Below are 22,245 nucleotides of genomic sequence, written 5' to 3'. Positions count from 1 at the left end.
TCAAATAATGAACCTCAGACAGGGAAATGTTTTTCTCCCTATTCCCTGTTCCCTGTTACCTGTTCCCTGCTATATTGGAGATTTTAGATTTTGGATTGAGCATCATCTAGATGTTCTAAAATCTTAAAGTCTAAAATCAATATTCTCGCCCTTATGTGCAAACAAAAATAAACTGACAAGAACAACTTTTATGGAGTATTCTCAAACACAATTACTTTTAAAGCGAGCGATTAACGTTAGAGTAGTCGTTACCCCACGCTGGAAAGAAGAAGCCCAACAACAACTACAAACCCAAATTAATAATTTAGATAGCCAATTACAACAGATTGAAATACAAGGGCAAAAGGCAATTGCTGAAATTAGGAAGCAAAGTGTACAACCTCCAGGCCCTCAAGTACAACAGCAAATTAATAGTATACAAGCACAGATCAGCCAAAAGAAAAATGAGTTTGTAGAGCAGAAAAATCAAGCTTTACAACAATTACAACAAGTACAAACTTTGGAATTAGAGCAAGAAGTGAGTCAAGGTCAAATTGAAAGTGTATTTACTGCTGATGTAGGAGATAATTTGATCAAGAAAATGCAAGTAGAAGTTCTCCTCCGCGATGGGGTAATTGAAGAAGTACGAGGTGAGGTTTAGAAGGAAAAAAGAAGGTATTAGGTGTTAGGTAGTAGGTAGTGGACTCACCAAAAAAGAGGGTCTCAAGCCTCCCCTAAAAAGTAAACTTCAGTATTTCAAGCCTCTGGTTTTAGCCGGAGGTACTGTTAACGAAGTCAGAAGTCAGAAGTTAACCCACCCCTCGCCCCTCCCCCTCCCAACCCACCCCTAACCCCTCCCAGGAGGGGAGGGGAAGTAGGGGATTTGAGCTTCGATCCAAAAATATTTCGCCTTAAAAGGCGCGGTGGCGCGACCCAATTATTTTGATAACTGATGACTGATAACTGATAACTGATAACTGATAACTGATCGGAATTCCCTTCTGCCTCCTGCCCTCTGCCTTTCCTGATAATTGATCGACAAAAAAAATAACGGAAAACTAAAATGATTAACGAAGTATTCATGCCTGCCCTTAGTTCGACTATGACCGAGGGTAAAATTGTTTCTTGGCAAAAATCCACTGGTGATTGGGTGGAAAAAGGTGAAACAGTAGTAGTGGTTGAATCAGATAAAGCAGATATGGATGTGGAATCCTTTTTTTCTGGATATCTGGCCAATATAATTGTGGAAGCTGGTGATGTGGCAGCGGTAGGGTCCACGATCGCTTTATTGGCTGAAACAGAGGCCGAAATTGAAACAGCTAAACAGCAAGGAGGTACTACAGCCAAGCAAGAAACTGCTCCTGCTGCTTCTACTTCTGCAAGCGCTGTTGCTACAGCTCCCACTTCTGTCACAACAGAAACAAAAGAGAACAATGGTCGGCGTAATGGAAGGATTATTGCTTCCCCTCGTGCCCGGAAGTTGGCCAAAAAATTGAAGGTAGATTTAAGTACTCTCAAAGGAACTGGGCCTCATGGTCGCATTGTGGCAGAAGATGTAGAAATGGCGACAGGTAGTGCTCCCACTCCGGCGGCTGCACCTGCGAAGGCCGTGACTCCCGTTATTCCTGGTCAACCATCTATTCCTACTGCTCCACCTCCACCATCTGCACCTCCAACTCCGGTGACTCCCGGACAAGTTGTCAAGATGAATACCCTGCAAAATGCAGTGGTGCGAAATATGATGGTCAGTTTATCTGTGCCTACTTTCCATGTTGGTTACACGATCGCGACAGATAACTTAGATGGGTTGTATAAACAGATTAAGTCTAAGGGTGTGACAATGACTGCGATGTTAGCAAAAGCCATCGCAATGACTTTGCAACAACATCCTTTATTAAATGCTGCTTATGTGGAAGGAGGTATTCAGTATCCTTCTGGGATTAATATTTCAGTGGCGGTAGCAATGCCCGATGGTGGTTTGATTACACCAGTATTGCAAAATGCTGACAAAATGGATATTTATTCTCTATCTCGCACCTGGAAAGGTTTAGTAGAAAAGGCGCGGGCAAAGCAGTTGCAACCAGATGAATACAGCACTGGTACGTTTACTCTTTCTAACTTAGGAATGTTTGGAGTAAATCAGTTTGATGCTATTTTGCCACCTGGTCAGGGTTCAATTTTGGCGATCGGTGCATCTCAACCCCAGGTAGTAGCAACTGCTGATGGGATGATTGGAGTTAAGCGACAAATGCAGGTGAATATTACTTGCGACCATAGAATAATTTATGGTGCTGATGCTGCTGCTTTCTTGCAAGATTTAGCAAAATTGATTGAAACTAACCCTCAGTCTTTGACTATGTAGGCGAGTATTGTAGGGGCAAACGGCCGTTTGCCCTACTGAGATCAAATCTGGTAGCATTGGTGTGTGGGGAGTGTGGGGAGATGTGGCAATAATTCTGTAAGGGCGAATGTCATTCGCCCCTACTGTTTTAATATCATGTTCCTCCTCCGGGGGAGCTACGCTAACGGACGGGTCAGTTATAATAAAATTTAAGGACTGACAGTACCGATAGTACTAAAGAAATACTGCAATTATCAATACTATTCTCCAATATTTCCAACGATATATTTCGGTTTTTCCCTCACTCCCCCACTCCCTCACTCCCCACACTCCCCACACTCCCCACACTCACACTCAGGGTGGAGCTTCTGGACTGAGAATAACAATATATTCCCCGCGATCGCTCTGCTGAATAACGACAACGGGAGGATGAGCATTTGGTGGGTCATTTTTTGACAAAGAGGGGAATATGTAATATTGACTATCTCTATCTATCAGCAGTCGCCACACAATTTGCGGATAATTAGGGTCAGTTTTGTTATTATAATCCCCTTGTAGTAACTCTTTATATAATTCTAAATCTCCAATAACACGAAAACTGCCAACATTAGGATCGTCTCCAATATCGTCAATTTTTCTGCCTAATGGTAGTCTATTTTCTGGTGTTATTAAAGTCACTACTGGAAGAAATGATGTTTCGTTGCGCGAGTCTCGAATAGCATCAATTTTTCCCTGACTTTGACCAAGAAAAAATAAGGCTGTTAATAACCAGGTGACTATGACAATTTCATTAATTAATACTTTGTCATATTTATGATAGTTAATTTGTTGAAAATAAAGAAATGATTGAATATTCTGTGGTATTTTTTGGTGTTTAGTTTTTAAGCTCCATTTCAATAATTTTAAACGCAATTCATTAAGAATTTTATCTAATTTTTGGGTAAAAATTTTAATTAGATGGAAAATATTTGGAACAATAATAAAAGAAGCGATCGCTATTACTATAGTACGAAAAAAAGTTGAAAAATCTCCACTGGATATGTTACCAAAAAATACCTGTATTGGCACAATGAAAAATGATTCAAAAGGTAAATCTAGAGTAGTTACTTCCAGTTGAAAATAAGCAAAATAAGCCCAACGATAAATCCAACCTGTAAAATATAAACCAATTCCTAATAAACTTAATAAACCTGCAATTCTTCCCAACATTTTGTATAAGTTATGATTTGACTGGAGCCAATTATATTATCTATAAATATAGCAATTATTCCTAGCCTTTCTAAGGGAAGTCATTATTCCTAAGCCCCCCTTTCTAAGTGGAGTCATTATTTCTAAGCCCCCCTTTCTAAGGGGAGTTTGGGGGGATTCTACTATGGGTAAGTCCTAATAGTATTAAAGTTTTCAGTCCATAAAATCTTACTTTTGACAACTGATAAATGATATTAGTAGAGGCTATTTTCAGAAAAATTAACTCTTCTAGTGAAGAAATAATAGTAGACAATATTTCTATCTGATATCCACAATGAAGATAACTAAAATCATAATTATTTTTCTAGTGGCCTGTCTTACAGTAGTGATAGGAGACATGAAACAAGCTATTAGCAATTCTAACCCTATTGTAGAAGCTCAAGCCCAATTACAACCACAACCTATTCCCATGTCATTACCTGTTAAGGCAAGAGTGATACTAAAAGATGGCGACAGTAGATCCGGTAAGCTGACAGAAATAAACTCTCAACACCTTACTATTACAAGAGGTAGCAGTAATGGCAGAGAAGCGATCGCTAATATTACCAGAGTTGAGTTTAATGGGGATATTTGGTGGCCAACTTCCACTGGATATATTGTTATTCGTGGGGATGAGGTGAAGATGAAGGGTAAACCCCAACGTTTTCAGGTACAAATGAGTGGGTTGGAATGGGAGAATATAGAGAAAGGTATTGCTAAGATTAAGCCTGAAGCTGTGGTGGGAGTAAATGATAGAAAGGGTATACCTAGACCTTTTAGGAATATTATTAAGAGTCGTTATATTGTCAGTGAAATTGAGTTTCAACCGGAGCAACAAATTTTAATTATTACTGCTACTTCTCACTCAAGAGAAGAATAACTTTGTAGGTTGGGTTCAGCGTATCTCGCAACCCAACAATGTTAATTTTTTTCCTAGGAATTGACAGTAAACTTGTAGGTTGGGTTAAGCGGCAGCGCAACCCAACAATATTCATAATTTTTGAGTAAACTTGTAGGTTGCCTTAAGTGTATCTAGCGCGACCCATTCTTCTCAAATTTTGTAAATTTCTTCTAAAATTTTATCAGGTAACATCATAGTTTTTTCCTGTTAATTTATAAGTGGTACAGATAAAAAAAATTACCTAAAAATATTTTGTTATAATAACAGAAAAAATACTTAATTTCACTATGAGCATTATTATTTCTGATGAAATTTTGGTAGCCACTAGAATGACAGAATCTGAGATGAAACAGGAAATAGCTGTCATGCTTTTCCAAAAAGATAAACTAACTCTAGGTCAAGCTAGTCGATTTGCTGACATGAATAGGATTGCTTTTCAGCATTTATTAGCTAGTCGTCAAATTCCAGTTCATTATGACATAGAAGACTTGGAAAAAGACATTGAAAACTTACAAGAGATGGGGATAATATGATTATTGTTAGCGATACTTCAGCTATCAATAACCTAGCCTCTATTAACCAACTGAATCTACTGCACCAACTATACGGTAATGTGATTATTCCGACTGCTGTTTACCAGGAATTGACAGAAACAACTTTTCCGGTAGCTGGTGCAACTGAAGTTCAAACATATAGTTGGATTTCAATTTGCCCAGTCAGTAACCAAGTTTTGGTCGAGCTGTTGCAAAAGGAACTAGATCCGGGTGAAGCTGAGGCCATCGCTTTGGCAGTAGAGATGTCAGCAGATCAACTTTTGCTTGACGAGCGTCGAGGTCGGATGGTAGCAGAGAGCCTAAATTTACGATATACAGGAGTTTTAGGGATTTTAATTGCGGCAAAAAGTCGAAAACTGATTCCTGAAGTCAAACCTTTGTTAGATGCGCTCATCTATCAAGCTGGTTTCTGGGTAGCAAAGCCTCTGTACGACCGTATCCTGAAAATTGTTGGAGAGTCTTTTTAATCAATAGACTGTTGTAGTAGTGGTTAGTCAAGATTAAATTTTTGGCCAGTGGGAGCATCTTGCTCCCGTTGCGCTTCTGCTCCTGCTATTGCGTTAGTGAGACCCTCACATTATAGATTTGCCTACCTTACATATAATATTTGTTTTAAAAATAACACATTATATTTTATTCGATTATTTATTTCAGGAAAATAAGACTATGAAACGAATTATTATTACCTCTCTAATAGGAATAACAACCCTGACTACAACTCCCCTAATACTGCCACTATTACCACAACGGAGTTACGCCCAAACTTCCAATTCTCAGGCAGAAAAGTTAGAGCAACTACTAAAAACAGCATCGCAACAAAAGCAGCAAGGGCAACCTCTGAAAGCTATAGAAACACTTCAACAGGCATTAACTATTGCCAAAAAAATTCAAAGCCGAAAATGGGAAGCATTAGCAAACCTTGCTATTGGTTTTAACTACTATAGCATAGGCAAGTCACAAAAAGCATTAAACTTCTACGAGCAAGCTTTCATGATTTACAGAGAAGTAGGCGACCACTTTGGGAAAGCTACTTCTCTCAATAATATTGGTACCGTTTACAGTAGTATCGGTGAACCAAAAGAGGCAGAAAAATACTTCCAGCAAGCGTTATCCATCATGCGGGAAATTTCTGACCGTCTAGGAGAAGCTCAAACTCTTAATAACATCGGTGCGGTTTACCGCAGTATAGGTGAACCCCAAAAAGCATTAACATATTTACGACAAGCACTATCCATTAGTTTGGAAGTTAGTAATCACTTAGGAATATCTAAAACTCTCAATAACATAGGTGCGGTTTACAGCAGTGTAGGTGAATCCCAAAAGGCATTAACATACTACCAGAAAGCTTTAGTTATTCAACAAAAGATAAGAGATCGCTTAGGAGAAGCTACTACTCTTAATAACATCGGTCTACATTACAGTAGTATAAGTAAATTCCAAGAGGCATTAGAATACTACCAGCAAGTTTTAGCGATATTGAAGGAAGTGCAAAATCCCTCCGGGGAAGCTACTACTCTTAATAACATCGGTCAAGTTTACAGTAGTATAGGTAAATTCCAAGAGGCACTAGAATACTACCAGCAAGCTTTACCGATATTTAAGGAAGTGCAAAATTTCTCCGGGGAAGCTACTACTCTCAATAACATCGGTCGAGTTTACGACAAGAATGGGAAACCTCAAGAGGCATTAAAATACTACCAGCAAGCTTTACCAATATTTAAGGAAGTGAAAAATCCCTCCGGGGAAGCTGCTACTCTTAATAAAATTGGTGTAGCTTACCAAAATATAGGTAAACCTCAAGAGGCATTAAAATACTACCAGCAAGCTTTACGCATCCTCCGGGAAATAGGTGATCGCTCAGGGGAAGCTACTACTCTTAATAACATAGGTGTAGTTTACTACAGTATTGATCAACCAGAAAAGGTATTAAAATACTATGAGCAAGCATTACCCATCATCCGGAAAATAGGCGATCACTCAAGGGAAGCTACTATTCTTGCTAACATAGGTGTAATTTACCGAGACAGTAAACAACCACAGGAAGCAATAAAAAGCTGGAAAGAATCAGTACAAATAACCATGAAAATTCGTGCAGGTCTACAACAACAACACCGCAAAGCCTTTATACAAGATAATGAAAGTACTCCTGTTGCCCTTATCGATATCCTAATCGACCAAAACCAACCTGACATTGCCTGGGAATGGTATAACCTCGCCACCACCTTCGACCTCGCTGACTACACTCGTCTTATTGATGCCAAAGTCAAAAACCCAGAAGCTCAAAAACTGATTAACCAATGGCAACAAAACAATCAACAATTACAAGTTCTCTATAGCAAAATAGAAGATGAATGGAGTCCCCAACTTTCCCAACAAATTAACCAGTTACAAGCAGAAACCAACCAACTCGCTGCCGACATTACCAATAAATACCCAGAAGTTGCCGAGCTTTTTGAATTCAAACCCGAAGACATCGACAAACTCAAAGCCAATATTGCACCGGGTACCGTTGTTATTCAACCTGCTCTTTTAACTGGCGTTGCACGTGTTTCCGATAGCATTGCCATATTCCTCGTCACCAGAGACAAACCCACCATAGTCAAAAAAGTACCCATCGATGCCAAAGAATTCGATCGCCTTCTCACCGAATATCGTGCCCAACTAGAAAACCCCAATGCTGACGACTACGACCTTAACCAAGAAAAACTCTACGACTATCTCATTCGTCCCATGGAAACAGAAATAACAGCTTATTCTCCGAAACAACTCGCCATTATTGCCACGGGAAAACTCCGCTATATCCCTTTTGAAACCCTCTACGACAAAGAAACCAACCAATACCTAATTGCCAAATACCCCATCCACAACCTCACCCGCATCTCCGCCACCAGAAAACAGCATTCCAAAACCACCAAATCGCCCAAAGTATTAGCATTTGGGAATCCCACTCCTACAAAAATAGACCTCCCCGGTGCAGAAATAGAAGCCAAAAGTATCGTAGAAAAATTCTCAGGCAAACACTTAATTCGGGAAAAAGCAACCCTCGCCAGTTTCAAAACAGAATCTTCCGGTTTTCCCTTAGTGCATCTCGCTACCCACGGTTGCTTTCAAAAAGGAGGTTGTCCCGGTGTCGGTTTAGAAGCTAATAATATTCTGTTTGCCAACAGAGAAACTTTTAATATTGCCGATGCTGCACTTTTAGGATTAGAAAATACAGACTTAATTGTGTTGAGTGCTTGCCAAACTGCCATGAAAGCAGACTCCAATGGTGAAGAAATAGCCGGAGTTGCCTATTTATTTGAGCGTGCAGGTGCTGATGCGGTTATTGCTAGTTTATGGAATGCGGAGGATGGGATAACAAAGGATATTATGGTGAATTTTTATGAGAATGTGAAGGAAGGAATGACGAAGGTTGAGGCGTTGCGGCAGGCAAAGTTAGGTTATGTTAGGGAAAATATTCATCCGTTTTATTGGTCGCCTTTGATTTTAATTGGTGACGGAAGTGAGTTTTAAACTTCGTTTAGGAGTCAGGTAGTAGGGGCGAATGGCATTCGCCCTTACAAGAGTCAGGAGTCAGGAGTAGGAGCGTTAATAGAAGTCAGAAGTCAGAAGTAGGACTGATAACTGATAACTGATAACTGATAACTGAAATGACTCTCTATAGACAAAATATAAAAATTAATGTAAACTTAATGTTTTTACTAACAGAGTTAACATCAGCGGAAAATCAACTATGAAAGCAGTTGTAATGACATCGCCAGGGGCACCGGAAGTTTTACAAGTACAACAAGTTGCCGACCCTGTAATTGAAAATGACCGAGAAATATTAGTGCGTTTGAAAGCTGCCGGAGTAAATCCTATTGATACAAAATTACGCACTCGTGGCACTTTTTTCCCAGATCAAAAACCAGCTATTTTAGGATGTGATGGTGCTGGTATTGTGGCGGAAGTTGGTAAAAATGTAGAAAATTTTCAAGTGGGAGATGAAGTTTATTTTTGTCATAGTGGCATTGGAGCAACTCCTGGAAATTATGCGGAATTGACTGTTGTTGATGAAAGATTTGTGGCTAAAAAACCTACTTCTTTAAGCTTTGTTGAAGCTGCTGCTGCTCCTTTGGTTTTAATTACTGCTTGGGAATCTTTATATGACAGGGGAAAATTAGAAGCTGGCAGGAAAGTATTAATTCATGGCGGTGCTGGTGGGGTTGGTCATGTGGCTATACAGTTGGCAAAGTTACAAGGAACAGAGGTTGCTACTACTATTAGTTCAGCAGAAAAAGCAGATTTTGTGAAAAGTTTAGGTGCAGATTTAGCAATTTTTAAGAATATAGATTTTGTGCAGGTCGTGTTAGATTGGACGAATGGGGAAGGGGTAGATTTAGCTTTTGATACTATTGGTGGAAAGGTTTTTTATGACACTATTCCAGCCGTGAAAGTTTATGGGGATATAGTAACAATTTTAGAACCAGATGTTAACTTGGGAAATTTGAAAGTTGCGAGGCAAAGAAATCTGCGAATAGGGTTGGAATTAATGTTAACTCCAATGATGAAAGGTTTGATGGAAGCTCAAGTAGACCAAGCTAATATTTTGCAACAATGTGGGCGGTTATTTGACCAAGGAAAATTAAAGATTCATGTGAATAAAACTTTTGCTTTAGATGATGCAATAGAAGCACATCGAATGTTGGAAGCAGGGTCGATGGTTGGTAAAATTGTTTTGACTATTTAAAAAGCGGTCAGCGGTCAGCAGTCAGCAGTCAGCGCTTCCCTACGGGATGTTACGCAAACAGCAATTAGTAATGAATAATTACTTCTCAGGTGTAGGAAGGAGACCCATGGTAGTAACTTTTTATTAAAATTCAATTTCAAAGGTTGCTTTTACCTTCCCGAAAATTAATTGCTGAAGTTCGCAGTTCCGACCATAGGAGGCTAGCTAATAGCTGACCGCTGTTTCGCAGCATTCCGAAGGAAATGCTTAACAATTTAAGATAAACAAAGACAATATATCTGTTCCTAAAACTGTGTGAATATTATCTAAATTTTCGAGTTATTTTTGATTTGATTGAGAAGAATTTTAATTATTAAATGGCAAGTTTTATTGGAAATTGAAAGGTGTAATTTCAGTTATCAGTTATTAGTTATCAGTTAACAGTACCTTCTGGAATAGGGAAGCTTGAAAATACTAAATTTTCTTTTCTTTATCCCCTTGAAAAGGGAGGCTTGAAACCTAATTTTCTGGTCAATAGTTAAGGGTGACTCAAAAATAGCTAAATATAATCCATACTAATTTATCTGATTATTTTTCATAATAGTACAGCAAAAAAAATTTAGCTTTATGCATAGCATATTTGCATAATTCTCCATCATTAACTAATTTATGGGTCAATTCAGAATTTAAAAGTTATAGCAAATGCCATTACTATTAGAACTTATAGAATATTTCAAACAAGGCAAGATTGATCTTCTTCTTTCTTGCTTATCCCCTCTATCTTCTTCCCTCTTCCCTCTTCCTTCTTCCTTCTTCCTTCTATAACGTCGCTAGATTAGAAAAATATTGTTGGTAAATAGCGTATAATATGACAAATTAACTTGAGGAGAAATTCCAAATATGACACGAGCTATCATGGAAACTGAAAAGGGAACCATCAATCTAGAATTATTTGATAATGATGCCCCTAATACTGTGAAAAATTTTGTCGAATTAAGTGAAAAAGGGTTTTATGATGGCTTAAATTTTCATCGTGTTATTCCTAATTTTATGATTCAAGGTGGTTGTCCTCAAGGTACAGGAACAGGTGGCCCTGGTTATAAAATTAAATGTGAAATTAATAATAATAAACATTTGGCCGGAACTTTATCAATGGCTCATGCTGGTCGCGATACAGGTGGTAGTCAATTCTTTATTTGTCACGCTCCTCAACCTCATTTAGATGGTGTTCATACAACTTTTGGGAAAACAGAGGATATGGATGTTGTAAATGCTATTACGAAAGGTGACAAAATTCTTTCTGTGAAGATTGAAAAGTAGTTTTTCTCTGTTGATAAATTGAAGAAAATGGGGAGTGGGATAGAGAAAGAAAATACATTTCAAAAGCTTTCCTAATTAAACAATTTTTATCTAGTTGTAGCTCTTTATTTATTATTGTTAGACTAGGGATGTTTTATACAATGTCCCTACTTTTTTATTCCAGGACAGAATGCTGCGCAAACAGGCAGAGGTACTGATAACTGATAACTGAAATGACTCCTGACTCCTTAAAATAACCAAGAATCAAAGTAATTAGCAGGTGAAGCAGTATCCTGGAGAATTGAAGCTTGGTCTAAGTTTAAATTTGATAATTCATCAATCATTTTTATCTCATTTGCTCTGTCAACTAAGGGAAAAGAAAATTGATGATAATCCTGAATAAATTTAGCTTTTTCTCTAATTTCTTCTTGACTCAGAAAACCACCACGAGTACCAATAATAATTGTATTTTTGCCGCTAGTGTGACAAATATAAATAGAAGGAAAGACAGTTTTAATAGTTTTTATATACTCTGCTTCAAAGTCATTACTGTTTAACGTATTTACGACTATAACCCCAGAATTTGATAAATGGCGATCGCACAGCTCATAAAATTCTTTAGTAGCTAAATTATAAGGCATATAGCCATTACCAAAAGCTACATCAATCATAATAATATCATACAGATTATCCTGATTTTGTTGCTCTAAATATTCTCTACCATCCTGAATTTTCACCTTTAATCTGTCATTTAATTCTACCCCAAAAAATTTCTGAGCTATTGACAATATACTCGCATCAACCTCTGCACATTCTATTATTGTCTCTGGAAAATAATGGTGAAAAACTTGAGGAATACTACCCCCTCCAAAACCTGCTATATAAATTTTTTGTGGTTGACTATTCCAGACTAAAGCTAACATCATTGCTTGAGTATAAGAAAAAATTAAATACATGGGATTATTCAAATTAAGTATAGATTGAACCCAATTCATTTTTAAAGTTACTTGTTCTACTAATACTAACTGAATGATAAATTTGATTTTTTTTATAGTTAAAAAGTGTATGCCAGAAGGCTGAGAAAAAATTATTCCATCTGGTTGTTCGTACAGCCAAGAAATCCTTTGTTGAATCGCTTCTAAATTTTTAGTTTGCCAATATTTTTGATTATTCATTGTAATAGTCGTGCATTGTAATTATATTTGTTACAAGAACAGTGGGAGCATCTTGCTCCCGTGCTAGGTATAGCGCTATGCGCAAGTCAGTAGGGGCGAATGCCATTCGCCCTTACAGATGTCAGAAGTAATCCTTGACTGAGTTTGAGGATTCATTAATGTCCTAATACCAATTTGAAAAAAGAATGCTATAAAAAGTATATCTATAACGGATATGCTTAAAAATAGCCACTCCAGTTAATTTTATATAGTTATTTCTATCGTTTTTCCCTTTTTTTAAATATTTACCCCTTCTTCCTTCTTCCCTCTTCCTTCTTTTGTACGGACGCTCTTATGCAACGTCCCTACCATTTGTAACAAACATTTATCACGCTTGGTATAACCTATTTGGGTAGTACTATATTCCTTTTTGCTATGTACCATTACGAAAGTAGGACTACCCAATATTTTTATACCTAATTAAACAGATTTAATATAATATTATCAGCACTTTGCGTTAGCAAATGCCAAAAGCTTGCGCATAACTATCATTAACGCCCCTACATATGGCGTTTTAAAGGTGAATTTGCGTAAGTCTCGATCATTTTTCAAAAGTTGTGCATTGAGTTTACTCAACTTTCTTTAATATTAGAAATTCCTAATTCCTAACTCCTGACTTCTAACTCCTGACTTCTAACTCCTAACTCCTAATTTGCCTAATACAATTCATACTTCAATAAAGTACAAGGAATTGCTCCATTATAAACATGAATTCTCCGAGAAGTTCTTAATCCTACTTGTTTAGATAATTGTTTACTTCCCGTCAAAATAAATGCCGTCCATCCAGTAAAACGTTGTTTAAAAATATCCCCCAACATTTTATAAAGTTCGCCCAATTCTTCCACTTCTCCTAAACGTTCACCATAAGGAGGATTACAAATAATAATCCCTCGATCTGCGGGAGGTTTTAATTTAGATAAATCCGTTTTAATAAACTTAATTTTATTCCCTACCCCACATCTTTCAGCATTAGTTCGAGCTTGAAAAAGCACTTCAGGATTGCGGTCGCAACCGACAATTATTGATTTTAATTCTGTTAATTGACTATTTTTAGCCTCCGTTAATAAATCTTGCCAAAGAGACTTATCAAAATCACGCCACTTCATCAAAGAAAATTTATTTCTCAAAAGTCCCGGTGCAATATTTAGTGCTTTTAAACTTGCCTCCAAAGGTAAAGTTCCAGAACCACATAAAGGGTCTAAAAAAGGTATATCTGGAGAATATTCTGCCATTTCTAAAATGGCTGCTGCTAAAGTTTCTTTCAGAGGAGCAAACCCCATTGCTAGACGATAGCCACGCTGATGTAAACTACTACCAGAACTATCTAAACTGAGGATACAACTATTATTTTGAATATGAGCATTAATCAATATATCAGGATTTTTAGTATCGATATTTGACCTGTAGCGAAACTTTTCTATTTGTTGTTCAGTAATAGCATCTTTTATTTGCAGAGCAGTATAATGAGTATGCTTTAATTTTTCATTACTTCCCGTACAATTAACTGCTAATGTATTTTTAGGAGAAAAATATCGCTGCCAAGGAATTTTTTTTACCTCTTTATAAAGTATTTCTCGGTTAACACATCGAACTTCCGCAATAGGAACTAAAACTCTAAAAATAGTTCTTGCCCAGATATTAACCCGATAAAGTAAAGTCTTATCCCCTGTAAAACTTACCCCAGTAAATTCTGGACAAATATTTTCCGCTCCTAAACTTTTTAATTCTTGGGCAGCAATAGCTTCTAACCCTTTAGCAACCTTGGCATAGTATTGATTCATTAGACATCTGGTGAACAAGAATAAGCTTTTTGCAGAAGTAGGCAACAGGCAACAGGCAACAGGCAACAGGGAAGAAAATTTCTGAAAAAAGACACAAAAAATGATCCATAAGTGTAATTTCCACCAGATGTCTATTCAACTTATGATAGAAATAACTCAAAAGTGCCGAGACCCAGAACCGAATATACCACCAAATCTGCTGTATTTTTTGTTTCCTACTTATACCATTAGTTAAACTAATTATGTACAGGTAATTTAGTTGATTTTACTTCCATTTTTGTAAGAGCTTTATTATTTTTATATAAGTAATCATATTTATATTTTTTCTTCCTTCTTGCTTCTTCCTTCTTGAATATTTTTTATATAAGTAATCAAAATTACAGCATTTCCTGCTACCCGTAAGACGGGGTGACAGGCAAGATGCCCGCTCCACAAGAAAGAGTTTTACTATTCACACCTTGTACATCATTTTTTCCAAAATATGCTATGTATATTTTCTTCCTTCTTCCCTCTTCCTTCCTTAACATTTTTTATATGACAAATAACATTGATATCTTTTCTTCCTTCTTCCAACTTCCTTCTTCCAACTTCCTTCTTCCTTCTTCCTTCTTCCTTCTTCCAACTTCCTTCTTCCTTCTTCCTTCTTCCTTCTTCCTTCTTCCTTCTTCCTTCTTCCTTCTTCCTTCTTCCCTCTTCCTTCTTCCTTCTTCCTTCTTCCTTCTTCCTTCTTCCTTACTTCCTTCTTCCTTAATTTAAGGAGAACAATCTGAGATATATTTTCCACTACTATCTCTAGAAACTATATATCCTTGATATGGATTTGTAACTTCTATAAACCTTTGAGTGCCACTACCAATTTCTTCATTTCCCATAACTTCTATTCTCTGACCATTTTCTACCACCCCAATTCTACGACTCGCTGAATTGCGTGACTCAAAAATATACAATCCATTTGGCCTGAGTATATAACAAGTTTTTAATTTAGCCCTTGCTTTAGCCTGGTAATTAATTACACGCTCCGTGAGGCCATTCTGTGTTGTAGAATCTACACGATATTGATCTGGGCCAATAATATATTCAATTCCTCGTACCGGGTCATAAGCTTCCCAAGAACTCCCCCTTTTTGTGGCATTACCAACAATCAACCAATCTTGCTCAGTTCCATTCTTAGGTTGACTAATAAATATATATTCACCCCTTTGAGTTTCGCAAATATTAATATTAAAGTTTGCCGTTTCATAATTTGCTTTCTCAAAGCCATACCCATAACAAAGCTGAGCCCGTGCCGATGTTGGCAGAATCACACTTCCCAGCACTAAAGCAGTTGTAACAACTCCCACGGTGGCTAATCGGTGTTTCATTGTTTCTCCTAATGTGCCATTGGATAGTAGTAAAACCCCATAAACGTACCATAATTTGACAAAAATATGTTGCAAAAATCAAAATAAGTAAAGCCTTATTTGATATTCTTAACTTTATAATAAAAATTTCTATAAAAAACTTATCGTTAAATTGTGTAAAGATATTATAAAGCTCTCAGCTTTCAGCAATAAGCTATCAGCCTAAGTTGACTTATAGCAGAAGGCAGGAGGCAGGAGGCAGAAGGAAAAATATGGCGTTGTCTGAGTTTTCCACTTTTGATATGTCCTCTCCTTCCCTTCGACTGCGATAAATCCAAAAAAATTTAAAAGGAGATTTAAACTTCTCCTCAACTGTCGAACTTACTACTAGGGATAAAAATCCTCAAATAGCTCCGAGCTATAAAACTTTTGGATATTTAAGGTAAAAACCTCAAAGCTGTTGACGGAAAATTTCGTAAAAAAAGCCAAAAACTGCTAGTTGAGAGCTTGTTAAAAATCAAACCAAAAAAAATTAGAGAGAGGTCTCTTATGGTAGCAGTAACAGACCGAGTAAAAAATAGACTAACAACGGAGACAAGTAAAATTGCTCCTAATACCACGGCCATTCGTTCCCTTGATTGGGACCGCGATCGCTTTGATATAGAATTTGGTCTACAGAATGGTACCACATACAACTCCTTTATCATTCGGGGAGAAAAAAAAGCCCTAATTGATACGTCCCATGCAAAATTTCGTCAGTTATATTTAGACATCCTCTGGGGTCTAATCAAACCTAGCGAAATTGATTACCTAATTATTAGTCATACCGAACCAGACCATAGTGGTTTAGCCAAAGACATTATCGAACTAGCTCCCCAAGTTACAGTTGTTGGGGCAAAAGTAGCAATCCAATTTTTAGAAAATTTAGTTCATATACCATTTAATAAACAAATTGTCAAAAATGGCGACCAATTAGATTTAGGCAACGGTCACGTTCTAGAATTCGTTTCTGCCCCAAATCTGCATTGGCCAGATACTATTTTTACCTACGATAGCAAAACCCAAACTCTGTTCACCTGTGATGCTTTTGGGATGCACTATTGCTCAGACAAGACTTACGATGAAAATCTGAGTGACATAGAAGCAGACTATAAATTCTATTACGAATGTCTGATGGCCCCCAATGCTCGCTCAGTATTGAGTGCGATGAAACGCATGGCAAAACTGGGAGATATCAATACCATTGCCACAGGTCATGGTCCCCTACTACGTTATAACTTAGTAGAATTAACCAACCGTTATGAGGAGTGGAGCAAAGCGCAAAGCAAAGTAGAGACAACAGTTGCTGTATTCTATACTTCTGATTATGGTTATAGCGATCGCCTCTCCCAAGCAATTGCCCACGGGATAACCAAAACAGGCGTTGCAGTAGAAATGATGGACCTCAAATCTGCCGACCCCCAAGAAGTACGGGAATTGGTAGAAATGGCAAAAGGAATCGTCATTGGATCGCCACCAACCACTGATCCGGCTGCTAGTAGTATGGAAACAGCCATTAGTACTATTTTGGCAGCAGCTAATAAAAAACAGGCTTTCGGTTTATTTGAATCTGGTGGTGGCGACGATCTATCTGTGTATCCCCTTGCCAACCAATTAAAAGAATTGGGTCTCAAGCAAGCATTTCCCAATATTCTGATCAAAGAAACTCCTTCAGAATTAACCTACAAATTATGTGAAGAGGCAGGTACAGACGCAGGTCAACTTTTGAGCTTGAAGCAGAATATTAAGCAGATGAAATCTCTTGATAGTGATCTAGATAAAGCTTTAGGTCGTTTGAGTGGAGGTCTGTATATTATCACTGCGACTAAAGGCGAGGTTAGTAGTGCCATGTTAGCTTCTTGGGTAGTGCAAGCTAGTTTTAAACCACTAGGAGTTTCCATCGCAGTAGCAAAAGACCGGGCAATTGAGGCGCTGATGCAAGTAGGCGATCGCTTTGTCTTAAATGTATTGCGGGAAGATAACTATCAAGGTCTCATGCGACATTTTCTGAAGCGCTTTCCACCTGGTGCAGACCGTTTTGCCGGAGTAAATACTCAAACTGCTAAGAATGGTAGTCCGATTTTAGGTGATGCACTAGCTTATTTAGAGTGCGAAGTAGTAAGTCGAATGGAGGCAAGCGACCATTGGCTTATTTATGCTGCTGTTGATACTGGACGAGTTAGTGACTCAGATATTTTGCCTGCGGTGCATCATAGAAAAGTAGGTAATCATTATTAACTAGCTATCAGCTATCAGCTATCAGCTATCAGCTATCAGCCTAAAAATTTGTGCATAGAATTAGGCATCTGTTTGCGGAGCATTCCGTTAGGAAACGCTGATTACTAAACTGCTGTTTGCGGGGCATTCCATCAGCAAACGATTTTTAATAGTTTTGTGGAATGGGCATCTTGCCCGTTCCTGATATTTTCACCAAAAATTCTCATTCCTTATCGCTTTTAGCATTCGACTTTTTGAGGCGCAGACTAACCCAGACCATTTGCTTGAGCGGTAATGGTACTTCTGGGTGTAGCCCTTCTGATATATCTTCAAAAGTTTTGATTGAACCCGGATAAACGGCAACTTGCCATCCTTGTTCGGAAAGGCAAGCGTTTATAGCGCACTCCTCAAGAAAGTATGTTATTCCTAGATGCTGCCTTAGTTCATCCACTTGTGATGTTTCTACCTGTTGATCTCGGTTCAGATATTGTTGAACGAATAAATTGACCAAACCATGAAAAGATTCATTTTTTTTGTAAAGCTTCTCAAGCTCTTCATAATATGTCTTAAAGTCTGATCGCTTCTCAATTTCTGAAGTAGTCTTCAACTGAAATTGACAGTTTCCGGAATACTGCTCGAACAGCGAATAGTTTTGATTAATAAACTGTTCTCCAGTGCGAATGGCCTCTAACCAAGCTTCATCCCCTTTCAATCCTTGTCTTACCTCAATTGTCAGTCGGTATATGGTATCAGTAACTAGGACTAGGCAAGTATCAAAGTGTTCGCTAATCCATTTGATACAACCTTCAATGCGCCCGCGATTGAGAAAATTTTTACTTCCAAGACTGATTCCAAAAATACACTTTTGATACTTAGACAATGAGCTACGTAGGTGAACGGGAGATACTTTATATATACTTGCTTTATACTGATAAATTAGAGTATTTTTGGTATTAGAGTTGGTTAAGTATAACTCGTTTCTCTTGAGATCGATTGCTTGATTAATTCTAGATTGAATCAACTTTAGCTGCTCTAAGGAAAGCTGATTCCAGTCAAAATTTTCAATAATTGTTTCTCGATCGCTACGACTATTCATACTGTTAAATATTATCAAAATAACATGGGTCTAAAACCCCGCCTTTTAAGGCGCAATATTTTTGGAGCGAAGCTCAAATCTCCTACTTCCCCTCCTGGGAAGGGGAGGGGCGAGGGGTGGGTTGACTTCTGAGTTCTGAGTTCTGAGTTCTGACTTCGTTAATGGGAGCCATCTGAAAAAAACGAGAAATATTATGCTGAAATCCAGATTTACTGTTGTCTTCACAGTTATTTCAGCTATTAAAAAAGGATAATGACTAATATCATGTCCGGTAGCACCGTTTGTGTATAAAATTAAGGTAAAAATGGGAGAAAACCTTCTGCCTCCTGCCTCCTGCCTTCCTTCCACCAAAGTCTAATTATTCAACCGGACATGATATAACTCATAAGACGAGCCTATCAAAATCCTCTAGAACAAAGTGTTAACCTAAATTAAACTTCGTTTTCAAACAAGGCAAGTCGCAGTCGCTCAGTTGATTCTTCCATTTCTGCTAAAGACTCTAGACTTACAACAATGCTACGTTCTATCCCTAAAATTTCTGCCGCTTTAGCCACAGCTGCTTTTTCTTTTTCATGGTAACTACCATCAGCTCGACTCATCTTAATCGCTTGATACAGCATAACTCGGCGAAAATTTAGAGGAAAATTATAGCTGATCCCATTTAATAGCTCCTCAATGTTGGCATTTTTCCAATCGAATTGGCGTAGTGCTTCTATGTACTCTTGAGAGTCTACCATCAAAAGCTCTTGTTCATCAATATACCACTGGAATTCAGCTTCTGCCAGTTCGCCATCTGCCCCAGCGATGGCCATCAGTGCGCCACCATACTTCACAGCCACATCAAAATCAATGGATTGAGCGTTATTGTATCTCTGCTGGGAATATTTTGTTAGTTGCAAACTTTTTCCACTACTCATATTTCGCTCCTTTGATTGTAGGTTTAAACAATCTTCAAACTTATTATATTTTGATTGTTTGTGTCAACTTTGGATTAAGTACTCAGTTTTTTTGTGAATTACAGCAGTTTTCAAGTTGATATCACATCCATCTAATTGCACTACAGAATCTCAGGATCGAAAGATTGAACAGACTAGGTAAAGTCTTTTCAGCAGGGAAATTATTGGAACGGCAAAATATTTGGAACAGGGACGGGCAAGATGCCCATTCCACAAAACACAAAACACAAAGCTATTAAAATCATCCTACATTTATGCAACGTCATTATTATATGTGCAATTAACCAGATTTGATATCGGATATTACTTTTGACTTGAAGACTTTTGACTTTTGACTTGAATCAAGCGATCGCCTGAATATGATCAAATTTAGTATTTAACTAGATTATATGTGCAATTAACCAGATTTGATATCGGATATTACTTTTAACTTTTGACTTTTAACTTTTGACTTGAATCAAGCGATCGCCTGAATATGATAAAATTTAATATTTAACCAGATTTGATATCGGATATTACTTTTGACTTTTGACTTTTGACTTTTATATTTTGACTTTCGACTTAAAGAAAGCGATCGCCCGAACATGGTAAGATATAGAACTATACATTATTTTTGTATAGACTATATAACTAAACTATGCTACAAACCACCAAACAAAAAGATGTTCAAGTTGTCATAATTGGTGAAGATACAAAAGTTCTTCGGTCTCGTACTTGGGATAGACTAAAGTTTGAAGTCGAATATTCTCTACAAAAAGGCACTACTGCAAACTCCTATCTCATTCAAGCTGAAAAAACTGCTGTCATCGACCCACCAGGTGAATCATTTACTAAAAATTACTTAGAATCATTACAATTACGCTTAGATTGGCATCGCCTTGACTATATAATTCTAGGACACTTTAATGCCAACCGTGGTAATACTCTAAAAGCTTTATTATCTCTAGCACCTCAAATAACTTTTATCTGCTCAAACCCCGCAGCTTTAACTCTCAAAGACTATTTTCAAGAAGAAGAGTTGAAAATTCAGATAGTTAAAGGTGAAGATACTTTAGACTTGGGCAATGGTCATCAATTACAATTTATTACCACTCCTACTCCTAAATGGCCCGATGGCTTGATGACTTACGACCCAAAAACTCAAATTTTGTTTACTGATAAATTTTTTGGCGCTCATGTTTGTGGAGACCAAGTTGCTGATGAAGGATGGAGTATCTACAGCGAAGACCGACGTTTTTATTATGACTGTCTCCATGCTGCTCAAGCAAAACAAGTGCTTTCTACCCTAGATAAAATTTCTGACTTGAGCGTGAAATTTTATGCTTCCGGTCATGGACCAATGGTACGTTATGGGATGACCGAGTTAACAAATTTGTATCGGAAGTGGAGTCAGGAACAAAATTCACGAGATTTGAATGTTGCCTTGCTTTATGCTTCAGCTTATGGTAATACTGCAACTATTGCTCAGGCGATCGCTAAGGGTTTAACTAAAGCAGGGGTCGCTGTAGAATCAATTAATTGTGAAGCTGCCACGTCTGATGAAATTAAGGAAGCAATTGAAAAATGTGATGGATTTATTATTGGTTCCCCCACACTTGGCGGTCACGCACCAACTCAAATTCAAACAGCTTTGGGGATTATACTGAATACAGCTTCTAAGAGTAAATTAACTGGGGTATTTGGTTCTTTTGGTTGGAGTGGTGAAGCCATTGAGATTTTGGAAAGTAAGTTAAAAGATGCGGGTTATAAGTTTGGTTTTGAAACTATTCGGGTGAAGTTTAAGCCAGACGATCTGACGCTTCAAACTTGTAAGGAAGCAGCTATTGATTTTGCTCAGACTTTGATTAAGTCTCGGAAACTTCGCGCTCCTAAACCTTCGGCAAGTGCTTCGGGAAGCGACCGCACAGCTCAAGCAGTAGGACGTGTTGTGGGGTCTTTGTGTGTGATGTCTGCCAGACGTGGAGATGTCACCAGTGCGATGTTAGCTTCTTGGGTTTCTCAGGCGACTTTTAATCCTCCAGGGGTGACTATTGCAGTGGCGAAAGACCGTGCGCTGGAATCTTTGACTCATACAGGCGATCGCTTTGTGTTGAATATATTGGCAGAGGGCAAACAATTGAGAAAGCATTTTCAGAAGTCTTTTGCACCGGGAGAAGATCGTTTTGTGGGAGTGGAAACCAAGGAAGCTGAGAATGGTTGTCCGGTTTTGACAGGTGCTCTTGCTTATTTGGAATGTAAGATAGCAAACCGGATGGAATGTGGCGACCATTGGTTGGTTTATGCAGTGGTGGAGAGTGGTCAGGTTTTGAATGAAGGGGTAACAGCAGTTCATTTCCGCAAGTCGGGTAGTTATTATTAAAGTAAAGTCATTAGACCTCTGGTAAAAATCCAAAATAGGCGTTGCTGAAGTGTGTGTATGATATTAATCCTAATTACTTAGGAGTCAACCCACCCTTAACCCTTCCCAGGGGAGATGGGGAGATGGGGAGATGGGGAGATGGGGGGATGGGGAGATGGGGGAGATGGGGAGATGGGGGGGATGGGGAGATGGGGAGATAGGGGGGATGGGGGGATGGGGAGATGGGGAGATGGA

At 38.1% G+C, this 22,245-nt stretch carries 19 protein-coding genes; 10 read left to right on the top strand and 9 right to left on the bottom strand.

Annotation, left to right across the window (positions count from 1 at the left end; genetic code table 11):
• Positions 1-190: 190 nt before the first annotated feature.
• The gene (locus F6K15_RS31395; RefSeq protein ID WP_293069047.1) at positions 191-640 is read left to right on the top strand and encodes a YlqD family protein; all 450 of its coding nucleotides are present in this window, start codon (positions 191-193) and stop codon (positions 638-640) included.
• Between the two features lie 402 nt (positions 641-1,042).
• The gene (locus tag F6K15_RS31390) at positions 1,043-2,341 is read left to right on the top strand and encodes a dihydrolipoamide acetyltransferase family protein (protein WP_293069044.1); all 1,299 of its coding nucleotides are present in this window, start codon (positions 1,043-1,045) and stop codon (positions 2,339-2,341) included.
• Positions 2,342-2,674: 333 nt separating this feature from the next.
• Here the strand turns inward: F6K15_RS31390 and F6K15_RS31385 are convergent, their stop codons facing one another.
• A complete protein-coding gene (locus F6K15_RS31385; RefSeq protein WP_293069041.1) occupies positions 2,675-3,529 on the bottom strand; it encodes a hypothetical protein in 855 nt (284 codons plus the stop codon).
• 313 nt (positions 3,530-3,842) lie between these two features.
• Between F6K15_RS31385 and F6K15_RS31380 the strand changes: the two genes are divergently transcribed.
• The 6 genes from F6K15_RS31380 to F6K15_RS31355 all read left to right on the top strand — a co-directional run bounded on the left by F6K15_RS31380 (position 3,843) and on the right by F6K15_RS31355 (position 11,030).
• Entirely contained in the window at positions 3,843-4,427 is a 585-nt protein-coding gene (locus F6K15_RS31380; RefSeq protein WP_293069038.1) for a hypothetical protein, read from the top strand.
• Between the two features lie 308 nt (positions 4,428-4,735).
• Positions 4,736-4,981, top strand: coding sequence for a UPF0175 family protein (locus F6K15_RS31375; protein ID WP_293069035.1), 246 nt, complete (start codon positions 4,736-4,738; stop codon positions 4,979-4,981).
• Positions 4,978-5,469 (top strand): DUF3368 domain-containing protein, encoded by a 492-nt coding sequence (locus tag F6K15_RS31370; RefSeq protein WP_293069032.1) that lies wholly within the window; start codon positions 4,978-4,980, stop codon positions 5,467-5,469. The genes F6K15_RS31375 and F6K15_RS31370 overlap by 4 nt, the downstream gene beginning before the upstream one ends.
• A gap of 199 nt (positions 5,470-5,668) precedes the next feature.
• On the top strand, positions 5,669-8,515 hold the full coding sequence (locus tag F6K15_RS31365; RefSeq protein WP_293069029.1) for a CHAT domain-containing tetratricopeptide repeat protein: 2,847 nt from the start codon (positions 5,669-5,671) through the stop codon (positions 8,513-8,515).
• Between the two features lie 220 nt (positions 8,516-8,735).
• Complete coding sequence (locus tag F6K15_RS31360) at positions 8,736-9,731, top strand: zinc-dependent alcohol dehydrogenase family protein (protein ID WP_293069026.1); 996 nt, start codon at positions 8,736-8,738, stop codon at positions 9,729-9,731.
• Positions 9,732-10,610: 879 nt separating this feature from the next.
• Entirely contained in the window at positions 10,611-11,030 is a 420-nt protein-coding gene (locus F6K15_RS31355; protein ID WP_293069023.1) for a peptidylprolyl isomerase, read from the top strand.
• A 227-nt stretch (positions 11,031-11,257) separates the two neighbouring features.
• Here F6K15_RS31355 and F6K15_RS31350 read toward each other — a convergent pair whose 3' ends face one another.
• The 5 genes from F6K15_RS31350 to F6K15_RS31330 form a co-directional block, all read right to left on the bottom strand.
• Complete coding sequence (locus F6K15_RS31350; protein WP_293069020.1) at positions 11,258-12,184, bottom strand: spermidine synthase; 927 nt, start codon at positions 12,182-12,184, stop codon at positions 11,258-11,260.
• 276 nt (positions 12,185-12,460) lie between these two features.
• Positions 12,461-12,628, bottom strand: coding sequence for a hypothetical protein (locus F6K15_RS31345; RefSeq protein WP_293069017.1), 168 nt, complete (start codon positions 12,626-12,628; stop codon positions 12,461-12,463).
• Positions 12,629-12,879: 251 nt separating this feature from the next.
• Positions 12,880-14,004: a class I SAM-dependent RNA methyltransferase gene (locus F6K15_RS31340; protein WP_293069014.1), complete on the bottom strand. Its 1,125-nt coding sequence runs from the start codon at positions 14,002-14,004 to the stop codon at positions 12,880-12,882.
• Positions 14,005-14,524: 520 nt separating this feature from the next.
• On the bottom strand, positions 14,525-14,788 hold the full coding sequence (locus F6K15_RS31335; protein ID WP_293069011.1) for a hypothetical protein: 264 nt from the start codon (positions 14,786-14,788) through the stop codon (positions 14,525-14,527).
• Positions 14,757-15,440, bottom strand: coding sequence for a hypothetical protein (locus F6K15_RS31330; protein ID WP_293069008.1), 684 nt, complete (start codon positions 15,438-15,440; stop codon positions 14,757-14,759). The genes F6K15_RS31335 and F6K15_RS31330 overlap by 32 nt, the downstream gene beginning before the upstream one ends.
• Positions 15,441-15,893: 453 nt before the next feature.
• Between F6K15_RS31330 and F6K15_RS31325 the strand changes: the two genes are divergently transcribed.
• Positions 15,894-17,621 (top strand): diflavin flavoprotein, encoded by a 1,728-nt coding sequence (locus tag F6K15_RS31325; RefSeq protein WP_293069005.1) that lies wholly within the window; start codon positions 15,894-15,896, stop codon positions 17,619-17,621.
• A gap of 202 nt (positions 17,622-17,823) precedes the next feature.
• On the opposite strand, the gene F6K15_RS31320 is transcribed toward F6K15_RS31325, so the two are convergent.
• The 3 genes from F6K15_RS31320 to F6K15_RS31310 all read right to left on the bottom strand — a co-directional run bounded on the left by F6K15_RS31320 (position 17,824) and on the right by F6K15_RS31310 (position 20,238).
• Positions 17,824-18,696: a tRNA-dependent cyclodipeptide synthase gene (locus tag F6K15_RS31320; protein WP_293069002.1), complete on the bottom strand. Its 873-nt coding sequence runs from the start codon at positions 18,694-18,696 to the stop codon at positions 17,824-17,826.
• A gap of 431 nt (positions 18,697-19,127) precedes the next feature.
• Positions 19,128-19,613: a TerB family tellurite resistance protein gene (locus F6K15_RS31315; protein WP_293068999.1), complete on the bottom strand. Its 486-nt coding sequence runs from the start codon at positions 19,611-19,613 to the stop codon at positions 19,128-19,130.
• A 496-nt stretch (positions 19,614-20,109) separates the two neighbouring features.
• The gene (locus tag F6K15_RS31310) at positions 20,110-20,238 is read right to left on the bottom strand and encodes a hypothetical protein (protein ID WP_293068996.1); all 129 of its coding nucleotides are present in this window, start codon (positions 20,236-20,238) and stop codon (positions 20,110-20,112) included.
• Between the two features lie 51 nt (positions 20,239-20,289).
• Here F6K15_RS31310 and F6K15_RS31305 point away from each other — a divergent pair, with 51 nt between their 5' ends.
• Positions 20,290-22,011: a diflavin flavoprotein gene (locus tag F6K15_RS31305; RefSeq protein ID WP_293068993.1), complete on the top strand. Its 1,722-nt coding sequence runs from the start codon at positions 20,290-20,292 to the stop codon at positions 22,009-22,011.
• Positions 22,012-22,245: the final 234 nt, after the last annotated feature.

Origin of the sequence: Okeania sp. SIO2B3 (genome assembly GCF_010672525.1) — a bacterium.
Taxonomy (GTDB): Bacteria; Cyanobacteriota; Cyanobacteriia; order Cyanobacteriales; family Microcoleaceae; genus Okeania.
Note: the sequence above shows the minus strand (reverse complement) of the source record. Positions and strands in the feature narration are given on the sequence as shown.

Coding starts and splice junctions, on each gene's coding strand:
- F6K15_RS31305 (WP_293068993.1), top strand. CDS start 20,290: ATGCTACAAACCACCAAACAAAAAGATGTTCAAGTTGTCATAATTGGT.
- F6K15_RS31365 (WP_293069029.1), top strand. CDS start 5,669: ATGAAACGAATTATTATTACCTCTCTAATAGGAATAACAACCCTGACT.
- F6K15_RS31325 (WP_293069005.1), top strand. CDS start 15,894: ATGGTAGCAGTAACAGACCGAGTAAAAAATAGACTAACAACGGAGACA.
- F6K15_RS31395 (WP_293069047.1), top strand. CDS start 191: ATGGAGTATTCTCAAACACAATTACTTTTAAAGCGAGCGATTAACGTT.
- F6K15_RS31370 (WP_293069032.1), top strand. CDS start 4,978: ATGATTATTGTTAGCGATACTTCAGCTATCAATAACCTAGCCTCTATT.
- F6K15_RS31315 (WP_293068999.1), bottom strand. CDS start 19,613: ATGAGTAGTGGAAAAAGTTTGCAACTAACAAAATATTCCCAGCAGAGA.
- F6K15_RS31375 (WP_293069035.1), top strand. CDS start 4,736: ATGAGCATTATTATTTCTGATGAAATTTTGGTAGCCACTAGAATGACA.
- F6K15_RS31350 (WP_293069020.1), bottom strand. CDS start 12,184: ATGAATAATCAAAAATATTGGCAAACTAAAAATTTAGAAGCGATTCAA.
- F6K15_RS31360 (WP_293069026.1), top strand. CDS start 8,736: ATGAAAGCAGTTGTAATGACATCGCCAGGGGCACCGGAAGTTTTACAA.
- F6K15_RS31310 (WP_293068996.1), bottom strand. CDS start 20,238: ATGTTCGGGCGATCGCTTTCTTTAAGTCGAAAGTCAAAATATAAAAGT.
- F6K15_RS31390 (WP_293069044.1), top strand. CDS start 1,043: ATGATTAACGAAGTATTCATGCCTGCCCTTAGTTCGACTATGACCGAG.
- F6K15_RS31340 (WP_293069014.1), bottom strand. CDS start 14,004: ATGAATCAATACTATGCCAAGGTTGCTAAAGGGTTAGAAGCTATTGCT.
- F6K15_RS31385 (WP_293069041.1), bottom strand. CDS start 3,529: ATGTTGGGAAGAATTGCAGGTTTATTAAGTTTATTAGGAATTGGTTTA.
- F6K15_RS31355 (WP_293069023.1), top strand. CDS start 10,611: ATGACACGAGCTATCATGGAAACTGAAAAGGGAACCATCAATCTAGAA.
- F6K15_RS31320 (WP_293069002.1), bottom strand. CDS start 18,696: ATGAATAGTCGTAGCGATCGAGAAACAATTATTGAAAATTTTGACTGG.
- F6K15_RS31380 (WP_293069038.1), top strand. CDS start 3,843: ATGAAGATAACTAAAATCATAATTATTTTTCTAGTGGCCTGTCTTACA.